This is a genomic window from Streptomyces sp. NPDC051578, assembly GCF_044454045.1.
Classification (GTDB): domain Bacteria; phylum Actinomycetota; class Actinomycetes; order Streptomycetales; family Streptomycetaceae; genus Streptomyces.
The window spans coordinates 71,201-89,997 of record NZ_JBITDH010000008.1; the positions used below are offsets into that span (position 1 = coordinate 71,201).

Annotated in this window: 10 protein-coding genes; 4 read left to right on the forward strand and 6 right to left on the reverse strand. The window is 71.0% G+C overall.

Annotated elements, in window-relative coordinates; translation table 11 throughout:
* Positions 1-456: 456 nt before the first annotated feature.
* Positions 457-4,719 (forward strand): ricin-type beta-trefoil lectin domain protein, encoded by a 4,263-nt coding sequence (locus ACIA6C_RS26840; RefSeq protein ID WP_399279603.1) that lies wholly within the window; start codon positions 457-459, stop codon positions 4,717-4,719.
* A 265-nt stretch (positions 4,720-4,984) separates the two neighbouring features.
* Positions 4,985-7,201 carry a germacradienol/geosmin synthase gene (locus tag ACIA6C_RS26845; RefSeq protein WP_399279605.1) on the forward strand — a complete coding sequence of 739 codons (2,217 nt, stop codon included), beginning with the start codon at positions 4,985-4,987 and terminating at the stop codon, positions 7,199-7,201.
* A gap of 114 nt (positions 7,202-7,315) precedes the next feature.
* Here the strand turns inward: ACIA6C_RS26845 and ACIA6C_RS26850 are convergent, their stop codons facing one another.
* The 6 genes from ACIA6C_RS26850 to ACIA6C_RS26875 all read right to left on the reverse strand — a co-directional run bounded on the left by ACIA6C_RS26850 (position 7,316) and on the right by ACIA6C_RS26875 (position 15,613).
* Positions 7,316-8,557 (reverse strand): YncE family protein, encoded by a 1,242-nt coding sequence (locus ACIA6C_RS26850; protein WP_399279607.1) that lies wholly within the window; start codon positions 8,555-8,557, stop codon positions 7,316-7,318.
* Positions 8,558-8,679: 122 nt separating this feature from the next.
* Positions 8,680-9,843, reverse strand: coding sequence for an XdhC family protein (locus ACIA6C_RS26855; protein ID WP_399279609.1), 1,164 nt, complete (start codon positions 9,841-9,843; stop codon positions 8,680-8,682).
* Between the two features lie 71 nt (positions 9,844-9,914).
* Positions 9,915-11,378, reverse strand: a complete 1,464-nt coding sequence (locus ACIA6C_RS26860; protein ID WP_361131938.1) for an NCS2 family permease — start codon at positions 11,376-11,378, stop codon at positions 9,915-9,917.
* A 319-nt stretch (positions 11,379-11,697) separates the two neighbouring features.
* The gene (locus ACIA6C_RS26865; protein ID WP_399279612.1) at positions 11,698-14,103 is read right to left on the reverse strand and encodes a xanthine dehydrogenase family protein molybdopterin-binding subunit; all 2,406 of its coding nucleotides are present in this window, start codon (positions 14,101-14,103) and stop codon (positions 11,698-11,700) included.
* 2 nt (positions 14,104-14,105) lie between these two features.
* Positions 14,106-14,714, reverse strand: a complete 609-nt coding sequence (locus ACIA6C_RS26870; RefSeq protein ID WP_399279614.1) for a (2Fe-2S)-binding protein — start codon at positions 14,712-14,714, stop codon at positions 14,106-14,108.
* 2 nt (positions 14,715-14,716) lie between these two features.
* A complete protein-coding gene (locus ACIA6C_RS26875; protein WP_361131929.1) occupies positions 14,717-15,613 on the reverse strand; it encodes a xanthine dehydrogenase family protein subunit M in 897 nt (298 codons plus the stop codon).
* 253 nt (positions 15,614-15,866) lie between these two features.
* Here ACIA6C_RS26875 and ACIA6C_RS26880 point away from each other — a divergent pair, with 253 nt between their 5' ends.
* Together ACIA6C_RS26880 and ACIA6C_RS26885 are read left to right on the forward strand one after the other, a co-directional pair.
* Positions 15,867-17,543 carry a PucR family transcriptional regulator ligand-binding domain-containing protein gene (locus ACIA6C_RS26880; protein WP_366079854.1) on the forward strand — a complete coding sequence of 559 codons (1,677 nt, stop codon included), beginning with the start codon at positions 15,867-15,869 and terminating at the stop codon, positions 17,541-17,543.
* 198 nt (positions 17,544-17,741) lie between these two features.
* A complete protein-coding gene (locus tag ACIA6C_RS26885) occupies positions 17,742-18,515 on the forward strand; it encodes a hypothetical protein (protein WP_399279617.1) in 774 nt (257 codons plus the stop codon).
* Positions 18,516-18,797 lie beyond the last annotated feature (282 nt).

Here is an 18,797-nt window from a genome sequence, read left to right on the forward strand (position 1 = left end):
AAGCCCCAGGCCGGATACGAGCACCGCGAGCACCGAGACGACCGCGACACGCGACCGTCCCGCGCGCGAGCGCTCAAAAAAAGCACGCCGAGACAAGCGATTCCCCCCACAGGACCATAAAAGAGATGTTTCCCCGGGCCTGGTCAGCCCAGATCGAACGCACCCTATGGAATGCACGTTCGACACGCACAGGGATTCCTTAAAAGATGCCTACATGATCCATATCACCTGCCAGACAAGCCGGTATTTCCCGTAGCCAAGCGGACACCCGCACCGATTTTCGTTTTGACAGAATTGCAGACGTGAAGACAGGGTGCGGCTGACTTCTGTCCGTCTCACAGCTCAGGGGGGCCGTCTCACGTGAGGCAGTCATTCTTTCTTTCACGGACGCCGAGACCGGGGGGCCTCAGACGACGCGCTCCCCGCGGCTCGGCGCTTCCCGTTGCCGGAGCCGCGTTGCTGTCTCTCGGGGCGGGTCTGTTCGCAGGACCGCCCGCCCAGGCCGCCGTGCCCGGTGACACCACGCGTGCGCACGGTCCCGCCGACGCCAACTGGCCCTCGCCCAAGGGCAAGCCGGCACCGAGCGCCGAAGCGCAGGCCGTGGAGGACGCCCGGGCCCAGGCGAAGCGCACCGGCAAGGCGGTGTCCATCGGGCACCTCACCACCGGCAACTCGCAGACCTTCGCCAATGCCGACGGCACCCTGACCACCGACTCCACCCCGGTACCGGAACGGGTCAAGAGGCCCGATGGCACGTGGCAGCCGCTCGACGCCACTTTGCGCCGGAACCCGGACGGAACCGTCTCCCCCGTCGCCGTGGCGTCCAAGCTGTCCTTCTCCGGCGGCGGCAGCGGCCCCATGGCCACGATGACTTCGGCCGACGGCAAGAAGCTGTCCCTCAAGGCCCCCTTCCCCCTTCCCGAGCCGGTACTTGACGGAGCCGGCGCGCTCTATCGCGGCGTCCTGCCCGACGTCGACCTGGAACTGACCGCCACCCCGGTGGGCGGCTGGCGCCAGGTGCTGATCGTCCGTACCGCCGAAGCCGCGGCCGACCCCGCCGTGAAGAAGCTGCAACTCGCCGTCGAGTCCGACGGACTCACCGTGAGCGCGGACGGCGCCGGCAACCTCAAGGCCACCGACGGCCAGGGCCGGACCCGCTTCTCCGCTCCTTCCCCGCTGCTCTGGGACTCGGCCGCCGAGACGGCGAACAGCCCTGCCGGTGTCCAGGCGCCGGCCGCCAAGTCCGCTGTCAGCGGCCTTCGGGCGGCCCCGGTCGCCGGGCAGCCGGCCACCGGCCCGAGCGGAACCGAAGCACCGCCCCTTTCGAGCGCGAAGGGACCGGGCCGGGGCGCGGCGGTCGCCCCGATCGCCACGACGACCGACTCCAGGACCATCCAGCTCGTTCCGGACGCCACCGTCCTGGGCAAGGGAACCGGCCCCTGGTACATCGACCCGGGTTGGAACCCGGACGTCGACAACGGCACCCAGGCCTGGTCCCAGGTCCAGGAGGCCTACCCCGACACGAACGAGTACAACGCCACCGGTGACGGCAAGGACACACCCGCCACCGGCTACTGCGGCTACTCGACCTGCACGCGCAAGGGCCGGGAGCGCGCGTACTTCCAGGTCGGGATCAACCCGGTCCTCCAGGGCGCCGTCATCCTCGACGCCCGCCTGTACGCGAACGTGGTCTCCTCCTCCAGCCCCAGCACCCCCACTCCCATGGGGCTGTACCTGACCGGCTACATCTCCAACCCCACCATGTGGACCCACCAGCCCTGTGGCACCGGTTCGGTCATGCAGGGCTGCGCCAAGATCGGCTCCGTCACCATGTCGGGGTCCGGCGAGATCTCCTTCGACGTCAAGTCCCAGATGGTGACCGCCGCCCGGGACAAGTGGCCCACCTTCTCGTTCGGCCTCGCGCCCGACAACGAGAACAACATGTACTACCGGCAGCAGTTCGCCAACACCGCTCACGTCAAGGTCACGTACGACATCCAGCCCACCGTCTGGTGGCCGCGCAGCGCTCCGACCCCCGGCTTCGCGGACACCGCCTCCTACGCGGACTGCCGTACGCCGGGTACGGCCAACCCCTGGGACAACCCGGGCTGGATCGGCGCGAACAACAACATCACCCTGACCACCTCCACCTACTCGGCCACCGGCCGCCAGCTCCAGACGACGTTCCAGTACTGGGACGACGACAACGCCGGCAAGACCGCGTACGCGACGACGGGGTGGAACAGCAGCTACGGCGCCGTCACCGTCGACATCGGCCGGCTGACCGAAGGCCACCAGTACGGCTGGACCTCACGCACCACCGACGAGACGCTCACCAGCACCGATTCCGACTGGTGCTACTTCCGCGTCGACCGCACCGCGCCGACCGCGTCGGTCAGCTCCACGGACTTCCCCGAGTCCGGCACCATCGGCGCCCACCCCAAGCTCGCCGGCCAGGAGGGCACCTTCACCCTCACCGGTGACGACAAGGCCCCGGCCGCCGGCGGCCGTAGCTCCGGCCTCGCCTGCGCCCGCTGGACCACCGACCCGGTCAAGGCCGCTGCCACGGGCTGGAAGTGCACCGACACGGACCCCGGCGTCACCAAGCTGACCGGCGGCCAGGCCACCATCAAGGTCACCCCCTCCCGCTGGGGCACCAACTTCGTCTACCTCCAGACCCAGGACATCGCGGGGAACCTCTCGCAGCCCGTCGCGTACAGCTACTACGCGCCGTCCAACCCCAACAGTGCGGCCCCTCTCCTCGGGGACGTCGACGGTGACAAGAAGGCCGACATCCTGCTGCCCGACACGGCGGGCAACCTCCGCCAGATCGGCGGCGGCACCGACCCCGCCGCGGCGCCCAACGCCCGGATCCGTCCCGCTCCCGGCGGCAACGGCTGGAACACGATCCAGATCGCCCACCGCGGCAGCCTCGGCTTCAAGGACATCGACGACCTGATCGCCCACCAGCCGGGCAACGCCAGCCTGCACCTCTACACGAACAACGGCATCGGCGGACAGTTCGACACCCAGGCCCCGACCACCGTCGGCAAGCCCGCCGGCTGCACCAACCCGGCCGGTACGGCCATCGACTGCGCGGCGAACGGATACGGCGCCAACTGGGCCAACGTGACCCAGATCGCGGCCTTCGGTTCCCCGGCCGGCGACACCCTGGACGGGGACGGGGCGCTCCCGCGCACCTCCCTCCTCTTCGTCGAGAGCGGCCGCCTGTGGCTGGCCACCGCCGGCTCCACCAATCAGTTGGGGGCCAAGGCGGTCCTGCTCTCCGCCAACGACCAGCGCTGGGACGGCTACGAGCTGATCGCCCCGGGCCGGGCCCAGGGCACCGCGTTCCCGACCCTGTGGGCCCGCTCCAAGAGCGACGGGAGCCTGCACGCCTTCTCGGTCAAGGGCACAACGGACAACCCGGACCTGACCGGCTTCACCGACCCGGCGGCAGGTCCGCTGACCGGCAGGATCGACCCGGCGGCCTACCCCCGCGTGGGCTCGAACGGCGACCTCAACGGTGACGGGCTGCCGGACCTGTGGGCGGTCGACGCCAACCAGCAGCTCGTCGCGTTCAACGGCGCGGGCACGGCCGGCACCAACCCGACCGTCACGGGCGTCGACACGACACCCATCACCCTGGGCAACCTCAACATGCCCAAGGCCCAGTGGAAGCTGACCGGCCAGACCGGAACGACCACCCCCAGCTCGGTCGGCACGTTCCCGGCGACCACCTCCGGCGTCACCTTCCCCTCGGAGAAGGTCGGCGACCGCACCACGGCCTACGCGGCCTTCGGCGGCGCCGGTTCCGCGATCACGACCACCGGTCCGGTGGTCGACACCCGCAAGAGCTTCACCCTCAGCACCTGGGCCAAACCGGGCGCCCAGGGCGGCCTCATCGCCAGCCAGGACGGCACCAAGAACAGCGCCTTCGTCCTCTACGCGGACCCGGCCGAGGGCAACTGGCGTTTCGGACTCGCCACGGCCGATGACGGAAGCTGGCCGTACGACCGGTCCGACGCCCTCAACACGACGGCCCGGTACACCCCGGGTACCTGGCAGCGTCTGACGGCCGTCTACAACGCCGCGACCGGCCTGATGAGCCTGTACGTCAACGGCACCCTCGCGGCCTCCGGCAACCACCTGGCCGCGAGCAGCCCGGCGGCGACCGGCCCGCTGGCGATGGGCCGGTACCAGGTCGCCGGCAAGCCTGACTTCTTCGGTGGTTTCACCGGCGGTGTCAGCAACTTCGCCGTCTATCCCTACGCGGCGCCGCCCGTGACGCCGGGAGCGACGACGAAGGTCTCCTACACCCTCACCGGCACCAGCTGCGCGGACCTGGCGCAGGACGCCACGAAGATCCAGATCTGGGACTGCAACGAGATCAGCGGCGGCTTGGCCCAGAAGTTCGAGGTCCGGGCCGACGGAACCATCGGCATCCAGGGCAAGTGCCTGGACGCCAAGGACGCCGGCACCGCCCCCGGGACGCTGCTCCAGGCCATGACCTGCCACGGCCACCCGGCACAGCAGTTCCTGCCGCGAGCCGACGGCAGTCTCTACAACCCCGTCTCCGGTCGCTGCGTCGACCTGAACCAGGGCAACACGGCCAACGGGGGACAGCTCCAGCTCTGGGACTGCAACCAGAGCAACGCACAGCGCTGGACCCTGCCGGCGCTGGGCACCGCCCCGCTGCCGGTGCCCAGTACCGCGTAACGCGCCCGGGCAGCGCGTGCGGCAGCGCAGTGCGCGCACCGCTCAGAGGAGGCCGTCTTCCCGCTGTGGGAAGGCGGCCTCCGCGGCGTTCGGGGCCGCCATCCCACGTCCGGCGGTCCCGCGCCGGGGAACGGGGGATCCGTCACCTGATGCGGTGAACCGGGCCATGGGGTGGGGGCGGGCTGGGTAGGGCAGTGCTGATCTCGTGCGGGGGGCCGGGTCTGGAGGGCCCTCCGCCGCCCCGGACGGAAAGGCCCCACCCGCCGTGACACAGCCGTTTCAACTGCCGGACTTCTACGTGCCCTATCCGGCGCGACTGAGCCCGCACCTGGAGTCCGCCAGAACCCACGCCAGGCAGTGGGCCCGGGACTTCGGGATGCTGGAGGGGTCCGGTGTCTGGGAGGAGCGGGACCTCGACGCGCACGACTACGCGCTGCTGTGCTCGTACACCCATCCGGACTGCGACAGCGACGCGCTGAACCTGGTCACCGACTGGTACGTGTGGGTGTTCTTCTTCGACGACCACTTCCTGGAGACGTACAAGCGCTCCCAGGACCGTGCCGGCGCCAAGAAGTACCTCGACGGTCTGGCCGCCTTCATGCCCATGGACCTGGCCGACGGCTTCCCCGAGCCGGCCAACCCCGTCGAGGCGGGACTGCGGGAGCTGTGGCTGCGGACCGTGCCGGCCATGTCGATGGCCTGGCGGGAACGATTCTCCCGGTCGACGAAGAACCTCCTCGACGAGTCGATGTGGGAGCTCGCCAACATCGACATCGGCCGGGTGGCGAACCCCCTCGAATACATCGAGATGCGCCGCAAGGTCGGCGGCGCCCCCTGGTCGGCCGGACTGATCGAGTACGTCTGTGCCGAAGTCCCGGCACGGGTGGCGCACTCGCGTCCGCTCGGCGTGCTGCGGGACGCCTTCTCCGACGCCGTGCACATCAGGAACGACATCTTCTCCTACGAGCGCGAGGTCGGTGACGAGGGCGAACTGTCCAACGCGATCCTGGTGTGGGAGAAGTTCCTCGGCTGCAGCACCCAGGAGGCCGCCGAATCCGCGAACGACCTCCTCACCTCCCGCCTCCAGCAGTTCGAGCAGACCGCGCTCGCCGAACTCCCCCAGCTCTTCGCCGACCACGCCATGGACCCCGCCGAGATCGCGGCCGTACTGGCCTACACCAAGGGCCTCCAGGACTGGCAGTCCGGCGGACACGAATGGCACATGGTCTCCAGCCGCTACATGAACAAGGAGGCCCGACCCACCGCCCCGCTCTCCCTGCCGTTCCTCCCCAGCGGCCTCGGCACCACCGCACTCGACGTCCGCTCGATCCTGGAACCCCGCGCGATGGAGCAGCGCCGGCGCAGCTTCACCCACGTCCCGTACGAACGGACCGGGCCGTCCGTCATCCCGGACGTCTACATGCCGCACCGGCTCAGTCTCAGCCCCCACCTGCCGCACGCCCGCGAGGAGTCGGTGGCCTGGGCGCGACGCATGGGGATGCTGGACCCGCAGCCGGGCGATCCCGGCTCGGCGATCTGGACCGAGGAGAAGCTGCGCGGCTACGACTTCGCGCTCTGCTCGGCCGGCCTCGACCCCGACGCCACGCCCGGGGAACTGGCGCTGAACGCCTCGTGGCTGACCTGGGGCACTTACGGCGACGACTACTACCCGGTGGTGTTCGGGCTGGGCAGGAACCTGACCGCCGCCAAGGCGACGACCGCCCGCCTGATCTCCATGGTCCCCGTCGACCACGCCGAACTGCCCGCGCCGGTCACCGTGATGGAGCGCGGCCTCGCCGACCTGTGGGTGCGCACCACCGCCGGCATGTCGAGCGGGCAGCGCACCGAGTTCCGGGCCACGCTCGTGGACATGCTGGAGAGCTGGCTGTGGGAGGTGGACAACCAGGTCCACAACCGCGTCCCGGACCCGGTGGACTACGCCGAGATGCGCCGGCGCACCTTCGGCTCGCACCTCACCATGTACCTGTGCCGCCTCGGCCACGAGGGCCGGGGCATCCCGGAGGAGATCTACTCCTCGGGCACCATCAGGTCGCTGGAGAACGCCGTCGCCGACGCCGCGTGCCTGATCAACGACATCTTCTCGTACCAGAAGGAAGTGGAGTTCGAGGGCGAGTTCCACAACTATATTGTGATCACTCGCAACTTCTTCGGCATCGGCTATCCGGAGGCGCTGCACATCTGCCACCAGCTGATGACCCAGCGCACGGAGGAGTTCGAGCACATCGTCGCCCACCAACTGCCGCTGCTCTACGACGACTGGAAGCTGAGCCGTGAGGCCCGGACCGCCCTGGACGCCTACGTGGGTGAACTGCAGGACTGGCACGCCGGCGTCCTGCACTGGCACCGGGAGGTCCGCCGTTACCGCTCGCAGGACCTTCACCGGCTGCCGGACGGGCTGTCCACCGGGGTCTTGGACTCCGCCTTCGGCATGTCCGCGGCACGGCTCTCCCTGCCCGCCTGACCCCCGCGGCGCGGGGGCGGTCCGCTCGGCCGCCCCCGCTCCCCGGGCCCCTCAGGACTCCGCCCCTTCCACCGGGGCGGCGGCCCGCGCCCCGGCCGGTCGGCGCCCGGCCGGTCAGCGCGCCGCCGGCCCGCTCCAGTCGGCCGGGACGTGGCCGAGCCTGACCCGCTGCGGGTGGTCGCCGACGGGGACGGAGACGCGCTTGGTGCCGGTCGCGAAGTCAATGGCGGTGACCCGGTCGGCTCCGCTCTCGGAGATCACGCAGGCGCTTCCGTCGCCGTCCACGGTGGCCCAGTACGGCTTCACGGCGGGCACGGGCGGGGCTTCGGCGAGCGTGGCCCGGTCCACGATCGTCGCGTAGTCGTCCATGGTGCCGGCGACGCAGAGCTTCGCGCCGTCGGGGCTCATCGACAGGCCGTGGTGGCGCGAGTCGTTGACCCAGGTGGTGCGGTCGGTGCTGGTGGCGGGGTTGCCGGGCAGTTCCTTGATCCGGGTGATCCGGTCGGTGGCCACGTCGTACTCGACCACGCCGTTGAAGAAGGACACCTGGAAGTAGACCTTCGACTCGTCCGGGCTGAACGACATGGGCCGCACGGCGTCCGAGAGGTCCGGGCGGCCGAAGGCGTCCAGGCGTTCGCGCATGTCGATCACCCGGACGGTGCGGAAGGTCCGGGTGTCCACGACCGTGATCTTCCGGTCGCCCTTCGTCCAGTCCAGCCAGGGCGCGTCCAGGGCGGAGGTCACGTCGCCGATGGAGCTGTTCCACAGGTAACGGCCGCCCTGCGTGAAGACGTTCTCGTGCGGCTTGTCCCCGGTGGTGAAGGACCCGACCTGCCGCCCGGTGGCGATGTCGAGCACGTGCACGGTGTTGGCGGTCGAGGCGGAGACGGCGACCCGGGTGCCGTCCGGGGACAGCGCCATGTGGTCGGCACGGTAACCGGCCACGGGGAAGCGCCAGTTGATCCGCCCGGTGCGGACGTCGATGGAGACCACGTCGGCGAAGCTGGGGCGGGAGGCGACCACCGCGGAGCCGTCGGGGGTGGTGTACATGTCGTCCACGAACTGGTCGTGGCCTTCGCCCGCCGTGGCACGGATCCCGAGGAAGAAGCCGAGCTTCACCGGGTTGAGGTAGATCTCCCGCAAGCGCTCGTCCTTGTCGGGGATCACGTTGATCCGGCCGACCTTGGCGAGATCGCCGGTGGAGGCGAGCACGTCGGCGGTGCCTTCCCAGTTGTTCCCGACGAACAGCACCTCGCGTGGCGCGGAGGAGCCGGGCTGCGGTGCGGGCGCCGCGCCGAGCGTGGCCGCGGCCAGTACGCAGGCGGCGAGCAGGGTACGTGCGGGGAACCGGGACATTCGCTCAACTCCGTTACGGGGAGGCGCTGTTACCGGCCGGTAAAAATAGGTGCAACACCGGAAGGGCGCAACCCCCGCGCAGCGCCCGTCTCACACCCGCCGCGGCATGCTCCCGGCACCTGTCAGGCGACGGAGCCGATCCGACCGGCCACCGCCTGCGCCCCCTCGCGGTGGATCGGTATCCCCCCGCCCGTGAGGGACGCACCGGAGCCGCCGCGGCGGTTGGCGACGATCTCGGAGGCGATGGACAGCGCGGTCTCCTCCGGGGAGCGGGCGCCGAGGTCCAGGCCGATCGGGGAGCGGAGCCGCGCGAGCTCCAGTTCGGTGACGCCCACCTCGCGCAGGCGCGCGTTGCGGTCCTCGTGTGTGCGGCGCGAGCCCATGGCCCCGACGTACGCGACGGGCAGCCTCAGGGCCGTCTCCAGCAACGGGACGTCGAACTTGGCGTCGTGGGTCAGCACGCACAGGACGGTCCGGGAGTCGATGGTCCCGCTGTCGACCTGGGCCTCCAGGTAGCGGTGCGGCCAGTCGACCGCGATCTCGTCCGCGTCGGGGAAACGGTTCTTCGTGGTGAACACCGGCCGGGCGTCGCACAGGGTCACGTGGTAGCCGAGGAACTTCCCGATCCGCACCAGGGCGGACGCGAAGTCGATGGCCCCGAAGACGATCATCCGCGGGGGCGGGACGCTGGACTCGACGAGCACCTTGAGCGGCTCTCCGCAGAGCCGCCCGTCGGCGCCGATCTCCAGGACGCCGGTCCTCCCGGCGTCCAGCATGGCGCGGGTCTCCTCGGCGACGGTGCGGTCCAGCTCCGGGTGCGCGCCGAAGCCTCCTTCGTACGAGCCGTCGCCGCGGACGGCCACCACCCGGCCCATGAGCTGCGCCGGGCCTTCGGCGACGCGGGCGAGCGCCGCCGCCTCCCCACGGGCGGCGGCGGCCAGCGCGACCGCGAGCACCTTCCGAACGGGAGAGCCCACGGGGACCGGGGTGACGAGGATGTCGATGACTCCGCCGCAGGTCAGACCCACGGCGTAGGCGTCGTCGTCGCTGTAGCCGAAGCGCTCGGTGACGCTCTCGCCGTCCTCCAGGGACTGCCGGCACAGCTCGTACACCGCGCCCTCCACGCATCCACCGGACACCGAGCCGATCACCGTTCCCTCGCCGTCGACGGCGAGGGCGGCACCGGGCTGCCGGGGGGCGCTGCCGCCGACCGCCACGACCGTGGCGACGGCGAAAGCACGGCCCTGCTCGACCCACCGGTTGAGCTCTTCGGCGATGTCCAGCATGTTCGGCCTCCTCGGAGGGGTTCGGTTCCAGTATCGGATGCGTGGAGGTCAGGTGCCGATCAGGGTCACGGCTACTTCACGCCGAGCCACCCCTCGATCGGGTGGAGCGAGAAGAAGACGACGAAGATGACGGTCAGCGCCCACATGAAGGCACCGATCTCCCGCGCCTTGCCCTGCGCGACCTTGATGGCCACGTAGGAGATCACACCGGCGGCGACACCGGCCGTGATCGAGTAGGTGAACGGCATGAGCACCACGGTCAGGAAGACCGGGATGGCGGTCGAGCTGTCGGCCCAGTCCACGTGGCGGGCGTTCTGCATCATCATCGCGCCGATGACGACCAGGGCCGCGGAGGCGACCTCACCCGGGACGATCTGGGTGATCGGGGTGAAGAACAGGCAGGCGGCGAAGAAGAGGCCGGTCACGACGGAGGCGAGACCCGTACGGGCCCCCTCGCCGACACCGGTCGCCGACTCGACGAACACGGTCTGGCCGGAGCCGCCGGCGATGCCGCCGATGGCGCCACCGGCACCGTCGATGAACAGCGCCTTGGACAGGCCCGGCATGCGGCCCTGGTCGTCGGCGAGCTTCGCCTCGGTGCCGACGCCGATGATGGTGGCCATCGCGTCGAAGAAGCCCGCGAGGACGAGGGTGAAGACGATCATGCCGACCGTCATGACGCCGACGTCGCCCCAGCCGCCGAACTCGACCTTGCCGAAGAGCGAGAAGTCGGGCATGGAGATCGCCGAGCCGGAGAGCTCGGGCGCGCCGTTCTTCCAGGCCTTCGGGTCGACGTGGGCGACGGCGTTGATGATCGCCGCGACGACGGTTCCGCCGACGATGCCGATCAGGATGGCGCCGCGGATCTTGCGGGCCTGGAGCATGAAGATGGCCAGCAGGGTCAGGCAGAAGACGAAGACGGGCCAGCCGGAGAGCTGCCCGGCGGCGCCGAGGGTGACGGGAGGAGCGAACTCCGCACCGTTCCCGACGAAGCCCGCCTTGTAGAGGCCGATCAGGGCGACGAACAGGCCGATGCCCATCGTGATGCCGTGCTTGAGCGCGAGCGGGATCGCGTTCATGATCATCTCTCGGAGGCCGGTGACGACCAGGAGACAGATCACGACGCCGTACATCACGCACATGCCCATGGCCTGCGGCCAGGTCATCTGCGGAGCGACCTGCGAGGACAGCACGCCCGAGACGGACAGGCCGGCCGCGAGGGCGAGCGGCACCTTGCCGACGAAGCCCATGAGGAGCGTGGTCAGGGCGGCGGCGAAGGCCGTGGCCGTGATCAGGGCCTTCTGGCTCATGGTGTCTCCGGCAGCGTCCTTGCCGGAGAGGATGAGCGGGTTGAGCAGGAGGATGTACGCCATGGCCATGAAGGTCGTGACGCCGCCACGAATCTCATTGCCGATGTTGGACCCTCTGTGGGTTATGTGAAAGTACCGGTCGAGCCAAGAACGCCCGGCGGGGGTACGAGTGCCGTCGCCGGCCTCTTCCGCGGTGGTCTTGGGCTCCACAGACGACTGGGTCATGGTGCCTAACTCCCAAGGTTCATAGGGGCACCCGCATGGGGATTGAAGATCGCGGGATTTGGGATGGTGCGTTTGGCTGCACGACCCGGGGTGACGGCCCGAGGCGACGCGATGGTTACTGCGGTGATGCGGGTACTGCGGTGATGCGGGTACTGCGTGGGGGTGCCGGAGGGACGGGCCGCGAGCGGTGCGGTCGGTCCCGCGTGTTCCGGACTTCGTACTCCGGGCGGTGCGGCTGGAAGTGTGACGTCCCGGTGTCACACCGCCCGGAGGATCCGTGGGGGTCGGTCCGGGGCCTCGCGGCCCGGACCACGCCGTCCTAGAGGGTGCCGGTGAGGGCCTCCGGACGGATCGGCGTCTTGTTGAGCTCCAGACCCGTCGCCTGCCGGATCGCGGCGAGGACGGCGGGAGTGGACGACAGGGTGGGCGCCTCGCCCATACCGCGAAGGCCGTACGGCGCGTTCGGGTCGGCGAGCTCCAGGACGTCGACCGGGAGGGTCGGCGTGTCGAGGATGGTCGGGATCAGGTAGTCCGTGAAGGAGGGGTTGCGCACCTTCGCGGTCTTCGGGTCGACGATGATCTCTTCCATGATCGCCACGCCCAGTCCCTGGATGGTGCCACCCTGGATCTGGCCGACCACGGAGAGCATGTTCAGCGCCTTGCCGACGTCCTGGGCGGTGGCCAGCTCGACGACCTTGACGAGGCCGAGCTCGGTGTCCACCTCCACCACCGCGCGGTGCGCGGCGAAGCTGTACTGGACGTGGCCGTTGCCCTGACCGGTCTTGAGGTCGAAGGGCACGGTCGGCCGGTGCCGGAACTCCAGCTCCAGGTCGATCGCGTCCTCGCCCTCCAGGATCTCGGCGATGTCCGCGAGGACCTCGCCGCCGTCGGTGACGACCTTGCCGCCCTCCAGGAGCAGCTCGGCGGTCGCCCACGCCGGGTGGTAGGACCCGTTCTTGCGGCGGCCGATCTCCAGGACGGCCTCGCGCACGGCCTCGCAGGTGTTCTTCACCGCGCCGCCGGTCATGTACGTCTGCCGCGAGGCGGACGTCGAACCGGCGGAGCCGACCTGTGTGTCGGCCGGGTGGATGGTGACCTGCGTGACGCCCAGCTCGGTGCGGGCGATCTGCGCGTGGACGGTGACACCGCCCTGGCCGACCTCCGCCATGGCCGTGTGGACCATCGCGACGGGCTCGCCGTTGATGACCTCCAGCCGCACGCGGGCGGTGGAGTAGTCGTCGAAGCCCTCGGAGAAGCCGACGTTCTTGATCCCGACGGCGTAGCCGACGCCGCGTACGACGCCCTCGCCGTGGGTGGTGTTCGACAGGCCGCCGGGCAGCGCGCGGACGTCCGCGCCCTCGCCGGCGGTCTCCCACTGGCGCTCGGGCGGCAGCGGGCGGGCCTTGACCCGGCGCAGCAGCTCGGCGACGGGCGCCGGGGAGTCCACGACCTGCCCCGTGGGCATGACCGTGCCCATCTCCATGGCGTTGAGCTGGCGGAACTCGACCGGGTCCATGCCCAGCTTCGCCGCGAGCTTGTCCATCTGGGCCTCGTAGGCGAAGCAGGCCTGGACGGCGCCGAAGCCGCGCATCGCGCCGCAGGGCGGGTTGTTCGTGTAGAGGGCGATCGCCTCGATGTCCACGTCGTCGATGACGTACGGGCCGACCGACAGCGAGGAGGCGTTGCCCACGACCGCGGGGGAAGCGGACGCGTACGCGCCGCCGTCCAGGACGATCCTGCACTTCATGTGCGTGAGCTTGCCGTCCTTGGTGGCCCCGTGCTCGTAGTACAGCTTCGCCGGGTGGCGGTGCACGTGGCCGAAGAAGGACTCGAAGCGGTTGTAGACCATCTTGACCGGCTTGTTCGTGGCCAGGGCCAGCAGGCAGGCGTGGATCTGCATCGAGATGTCCTCGCGGCCGCCGAAGGCACCGCCGACGCCGGAGAGCGTCATGCGGACCTTCTCCTCGGGCAGGCCGAGGACCGGGGCGATCTGCCTCAGGTCCGAGTGCAGCCACTGGGTGGCGACGTAGAGGTCGACGCCGCCGTCCTCGGCGGGTACGGCGAGGCCGGACTCGGGGCCGAGGAACGCCTGGTCCTGCATGCCGAAGGTGTACTCGCCCTCGACGATGACGTCGGCGCGCTCGCGGGCCTCCGCCACGTTGCCGCGGACGATCGGCTGCCGGTGCACGATGTTGGGGTGCGGGACGTGTCCGGCGTGGTGGTCGTCGCGGCCCTCGTGGATCAGCGGCGCGCCCTCGGCGAGGGCGGAGGCCTCGTCCGTGACGAGCGGCAGCTCACGGTAGTCGATCTTGATCTTGGCGGCCGCGCGACGGGCGGCCTCCGGGTGGTCGGCGGCCACGAGTGCCACCGGCTCGCCGTGGTGACGCACCCGGCCGTCGGCGAGGACCGGGGTGTCCCGGATCTCCAGGCCGTAGTTCTTGATCGCGGCCGGCAGGTCGTCGTAGGTCAGCACCGAGTAGACGCCGGGCATGGCGAGCGCCTCGGAGATGTCGATCGAGGTGATCTCGGCGTGGGCGACGGTGCTGCGCAGGGTCTGGCCCCACAGCATGTCCTCGTGCCACATGTCCGAGGAGTACGCGAACTCGCCGGTGACCTTGAGGGTGCCGTCCGGACGCAGCGTGGACTCGCCGATGCCGCCCTGGTGGTGCTTCTGGGTGACGTTGGTCGGCGTACCCGCCGGAACCGTACGCGTCTTCTGCGCCATGGTCAGACCGCCTCTCCCTGACGGGCGGCCGCCAGGCGGACCGCGTCGAGGATCTTCTCGTAGCCGGTGCAGCGGCAGAGGTTGCCGGACAGGGCCTCACGGATGTCCTGGTCGGAGGGCGAGCTGTTCTGCTCCAGCAGCGCATCGGCCTGCACCAGCAGACCCGGGGTGCAGAAGCCGCACTGCACGGCGCCCGCGTCGAGGAACGCCTGCTGGACGGTGGAGAGCTCCACGCCCTCGCCGGTCTGGGAGTCGGCGCCCGTGGCGGACCACTGCTTGGCCTCGTCCAGGGTGACGCCGCCCTTGCCGCCGCACGCGCCGCCGGTGCCGCAGGCACCGCCGTGGCCGTGCGCCTCGCGCTGCTTGGCGAACTCCGCCAGGCCCTCGACGGTCACCACGTCGCGGCCCTCGACCTGGCCGGCGGCGACCAGACAGGCACAGACCGGCACGCCGTCGAGACGGACGGTGCAGGAACCGCACTCGCCCTGCTCACAGGCGTTCTTCGAACCCGGCAGGCCCAGGCGCTCGCGCAGGACGTACAGGAGGGACTCGCCCTCCCAGACGTCGTCCGCTTCCTGCTGCCGGCCGTTGACGGTGAAATTGACGCGCATGATCACGCAGCCCCTTCGAGCGAGCGGCCGTCGCCGGCCCCGCGGTACTGCTCCCAGGCCCAGACGAGCTGGCGGCGAGCCATGATGCCGACCGCGTGACGGCGGTACTTCGCCGTGCCGCGGACGTCGTCGATCGGGTTGGCCGCGCCGGAGGCGAGGTCACCGAACTGCTTGGCGATCGAGGGCGTGATGACCTTGCCCGAATCCCAGAAGCCGCCCTCTTCGAGCGCGGCGGTCAAGAACTCCTCGGCGGTCTTCGCGCGGATCGGGGTCGGCGCGGCCGACCCGATGCCGGTACGGACCGTGCGGGTCCCGGGGTGCAGGGCGAGGCCGAAGGCGCAGACGGCGATGACCATCGCGTTGCGGGAGCCGACCTTGGAGTACTGCTGGGGGCCGTCCGCCTTCTTGATGTGAACGCTCTTGATGAGCTCGTCGGCGGCCAGCGCGTTGCGCTTGACGCCCGTGTAGAACTCGTCGATCGGGATCATCCGCGAGCCGCGTACGGATTCCACCTCGACCTGCGCCCCGGCCGCGAGCAGCGCGGGGTGGGAGTCACCGGCGGGCGAGGCGCAGCCCAGGTTGCCGCCGACACCGCCGCGGTTGCGGATCTGCGGGGACGCGACCGTGTGCGAGGCGAGCGCGAGGCCGGGCAGCTCCGTGCGGAGGTTCTCCATGATCTGCGTGTACGTCACCGTCGCGCCCAGGCGCACCACGTCCTCGCCGACCTCCCACTCCTGGAGCGGGGCGATGCGGTTCAGGTCGAGGAGGTACTCCGGCCGGCGGTGGTCGAAGTTGATCTCGACCATCACGTCGGTACCACCGGCGATCGGCACGGCAGAGGGGAACTCGGCCTTGGCGGCGAGCGCCTCCTCCCAGCTCGCGGGGCGAAGGAAGTCCATGAGCGGCTCTCTTCCTCTTCGTCGTGTCGTTCACTTCAAGCCAGGCGGCTCGGAGCCCCTCGACCGGTCGTTCATGTGCTGTTAACGCGGTGTGGAGCCAGTACACAAGCCACGCGTCCCCCGGGTGCAGTCACCGAAACCATGAAGGAGTTGGCTGACGGCCTCCCTCGTCTTGTAGATTCGTATGAAAGGCAGGATGCGACGACCTGCCCGTTTTCCAACGGCAACATCGAGACAGATCGGCGGCGACATCATGCGGCTGCGCGCACTGCTGGAAACCGAGGCGCTGGGGCTGCGGCTGCTGGGCGGCGAGGAAGAACTCGACCGGACGGTCCGCGGGGTCATGACGACCGACCTGAGGGATCCCAGCCGATACCTCTCCGGAGGCGAACTTGTCCTGACCGGCCTGGCATGGCGAAAGAATCCGGCCGACTCCGAGCCATTCGTACGAATCCTCGCGAGCGCGGGGGTCGCCGGCCTCGCGGCGGGCGAGGCGGAGCTGGGGGACATCCCCGACGACCTGGTATCGGCCTGTCTGCGCAACCGGCTGCCGCTGTTCGCCGTGAACGAAGACGTCGCCTTCGCCACCATCACCGAGTACGTGGTGCGGCAGGTCTCCGGAGAGCGCGCGGGGGACCTGGCGGCCGTCGTGGACCGGCACCGCCGCTTGATGACATCGGGTCCCGCCGGTGGCGGCCCCGACGTGGTGCTGGATCTGCTCACCACGGACCTCGATCTCCGGGCCTGGGTGCTCTCGCCGACGGGCCGGCAGATCGCCGGGGCGGGCGAGCCGCTGGCACCGGGCGTCTGCGCGGCACTGGCGAGCGAGCACCTCGCGGCGGTCCGGACGGGCCGCAGGGGGCCCCACCGGATCTCGCTCCAGGGTATTACCTACTCCCTGTTCCCGATCAGGGGACACGGGCGCGGTCCGGGCACCGTCAGCCGTGACGTGCGCGAGAGCGTGCTGTCCGACTGGCTGCTGGCCGTCGAGGCCGACGCGGGCGACTGGCCCGCCGAACGGCTCGACCTGCTGCAGGGCGTCACCCAGCTGATCGCCGTCGAGCGGGACCGGCGGGACGCGGCGCGCACCGTACGCCGCCGGCTGGCCCAGGAGGTGCTGGAGCTGGTCCAGACGGGCGCGCCGCCCGCGGAGATCGCGGCCCGTCTGCGGGTGGCCGCGCCGGTGCTGCTGCCCGGGCTTTCGGCCGCCCCGCACTGGCAGGTCGTCGTGGCCCGGGTGGACTGGGACAACGGGGACATCCCCGGCGGCCCGGTGGCCCAGTCGCTGCTGGAGGAGATCCTGGTCGACCCGTCGCTCTCGGGGCCGGAACCGTCCGACCGGATCGCGGTGGCCCATGCGGGTGACGAGGCCATCGCGCTCGTGCCGCTGCCCGCGCTTCCCGGGGAGCCCGGGGAGGACAAGGGCCCCGACCGGGCGCTGCACGCCGACGAGCTGCTGGCGTCCGTACGGGATCCCCTGGCCGCCGGTCTGGCCGACGACGGGCGGCTCACGCTGGGCGTCAGTGCGGCCGTGCACTCCGCCGAGGGGCTGCGCGGGGCGCTGGAGGAGGCCCGGCACGCCCGCCGGGTCGCCGCCGCCCGGCCGGGCCGGGTGTGCGCCGCCGGACACCACGAGCTCGCCTCGCACGTCCTGCTGCTGCCGTTCGTCCCGGACGACGTCCGGCGTGCCTTCACGGCCCGGCTGCTGGACCCGCTGCGGGACTACGACCGCCGCCACCGGGCCGAGCTGATCCCGACCCTGGAGGCGTTCTTGGACTGCGACGGCTCCTGGACCCGGTGCGCGACCCGGCTGCACCTGCACGTCAACACCCTGCGCTACCGGGTCGGGCGAATCGAGCAGTTGACCTCGCGTGACCTCTCCCGGCTGGAGGACAAGCTCGACTTCTTCCTGGCCCTGCGCATGAGCTGAGCCGTGGCGCCCGCCCGGCCGGTGAACCACCGGCCGGCCACCGAACGAATCGCGCCAGGGGCCCGGGGCGACGGCTGACGAGCCGTCCGGACTTTGTGAAAGAGTTCACCCGACCCCTTGGCCGGAGCCGTCGATCCGTGCTCTCATTTCGCCCCAGGGCTCAACGACGTGCTGCTCGATTGCTTCGGGGAGGGCAATGTGGCGGATACCGCCATGTCCGGTGCGGGATCGACGGGGGGCGACGACCCCCTCCAGCGGGCGATATGGCGGCTGCGCTCGCGCGGCTGTTGGACCGACGCGGCGGCCCTGCTGACGCCGCACGCGGGCAATGCGCGGGCCGCCGTGCAGCGGACCGCGCTGCTGGTCGAGCGGTGCCTGTTCACGGGGCAGGGCTGGGCGGAGGCGGAGGACGCCCTGCGCATCGCGGAGGCGGTGGCGCAGGAGGACGACGAGCGGGGCGCGGCGGCGTGCGAGCGGGGCCAATTGGCCTACGCGGCCACGGTGCTCGGGGTCCGGGACCGCTCGGACGAGGCGCGGTCGGCGCTGGGGCGGGCGGCGGCGCTGCTGTCTCCCGGGTCCCGGACCAGGCCGCTGCTGGACTTCCGGCGCGGCCTGGTCGCCGAGCACCTCGCGGAGGCCCCGGAGGCGGCCCGGCCGGCGTACCACCGGGCGCACGCGGGCGCGCTCGCCCACGGGGACACGCTGCTCCTGTCGTTCACGTGGCGGCACTTGGCCGCGCTGGCCCTGCGGGACGGCGAGGTGGCCGAGGCCCGCGACGGCTTCGCGGAGTCCCTGCGCATCCGTGAGGAACTCGGCTTCCTGATCGGCACGGCCCCGGCGCTGGCGGCCCTGGCCGAAGCCGAACCGGAACCGGAGGCCGCCCGTCTCCGCGCGGAAGCCCGCCGCCTGTTCCACCTCCTGGGCGGCGTCCCGACCTGGCTGGCGGACCAACTGACCCCCACCCCGGCCTGACCCCTGGCCGGGGCTTCCCTGGGCCCCGGCCCCGACCTCCTGGACCTCCGCCCCAGCCCCCGCGTCTCAATCGCCGGCGAGGCTTGAGCCACCCGCCCCGCCGACGGCAAACCCGGCCCCGCCCCGCGGCAAACCCCGCCGCGCCGGCACAACCCAGCCCCGCCGGCGATTGAGGCGCGGGGTACCGGGGCGGAGCCCCGGGGAGCCCGGCGCAGCCGGTGCGGGCAAACCTGGCCCCGCCGACGGCAAACCCGGCCCCGCCCCGCGGTAAACCCCGCCGCG

What these genes read in the sequence shown, in the direction of transcription:
- ACIA6C_RS26875 (WP_361131929.1), bottom strand. Translation starts at nt 15,613, where the DNA reads ATGGACTTCCTTCGCCCCGCGAGCTGGGAGGAGGCGCTCGCCGCCAAG.
- ACIA6C_RS26880 (WP_366079854.1), top strand. Translation starts at nt 15,867, where the DNA reads ATGCGGCTGCGCGCACTGCTGGAAACCGAGGCGCTGGGGCTGCGGCTG.
- ACIA6C_RS26870 (WP_399279614.1), bottom strand. Translation starts at nt 14,714, where the DNA reads ATGCGCGTCAATTTCACCGTCAACGGCCGGCAGCAGGAAGCGGACGAC.
- ACIA6C_RS26850 (WP_399279607.1), bottom strand. Translation starts at nt 8,557, where the DNA reads ATGTCCCGGTTCCCCGCACGTACCCTGCTCGCCGCCTGCGTACTGGCC.
- ACIA6C_RS26855 (WP_399279609.1), bottom strand. Translation starts at nt 9,843, where the DNA reads ATGCTGGACATCGCCGAAGAGCTCAACCGGTGGGTCGAGCAGGGCCGT.
- ACIA6C_RS26860 (WP_361131938.1), bottom strand. Translation starts at nt 11,378, where the DNA reads ATGACCCAGTCGTCTGTGGAGCCCAAGACCACCGCGGAAGAGGCCGGC.
- ACIA6C_RS26865 (WP_399279612.1), bottom strand. Translation starts at nt 14,103, where the DNA reads ATGGCGCAGAAGACGCGTACGGTTCCGGCGGGTACGCCGACCAACGTC.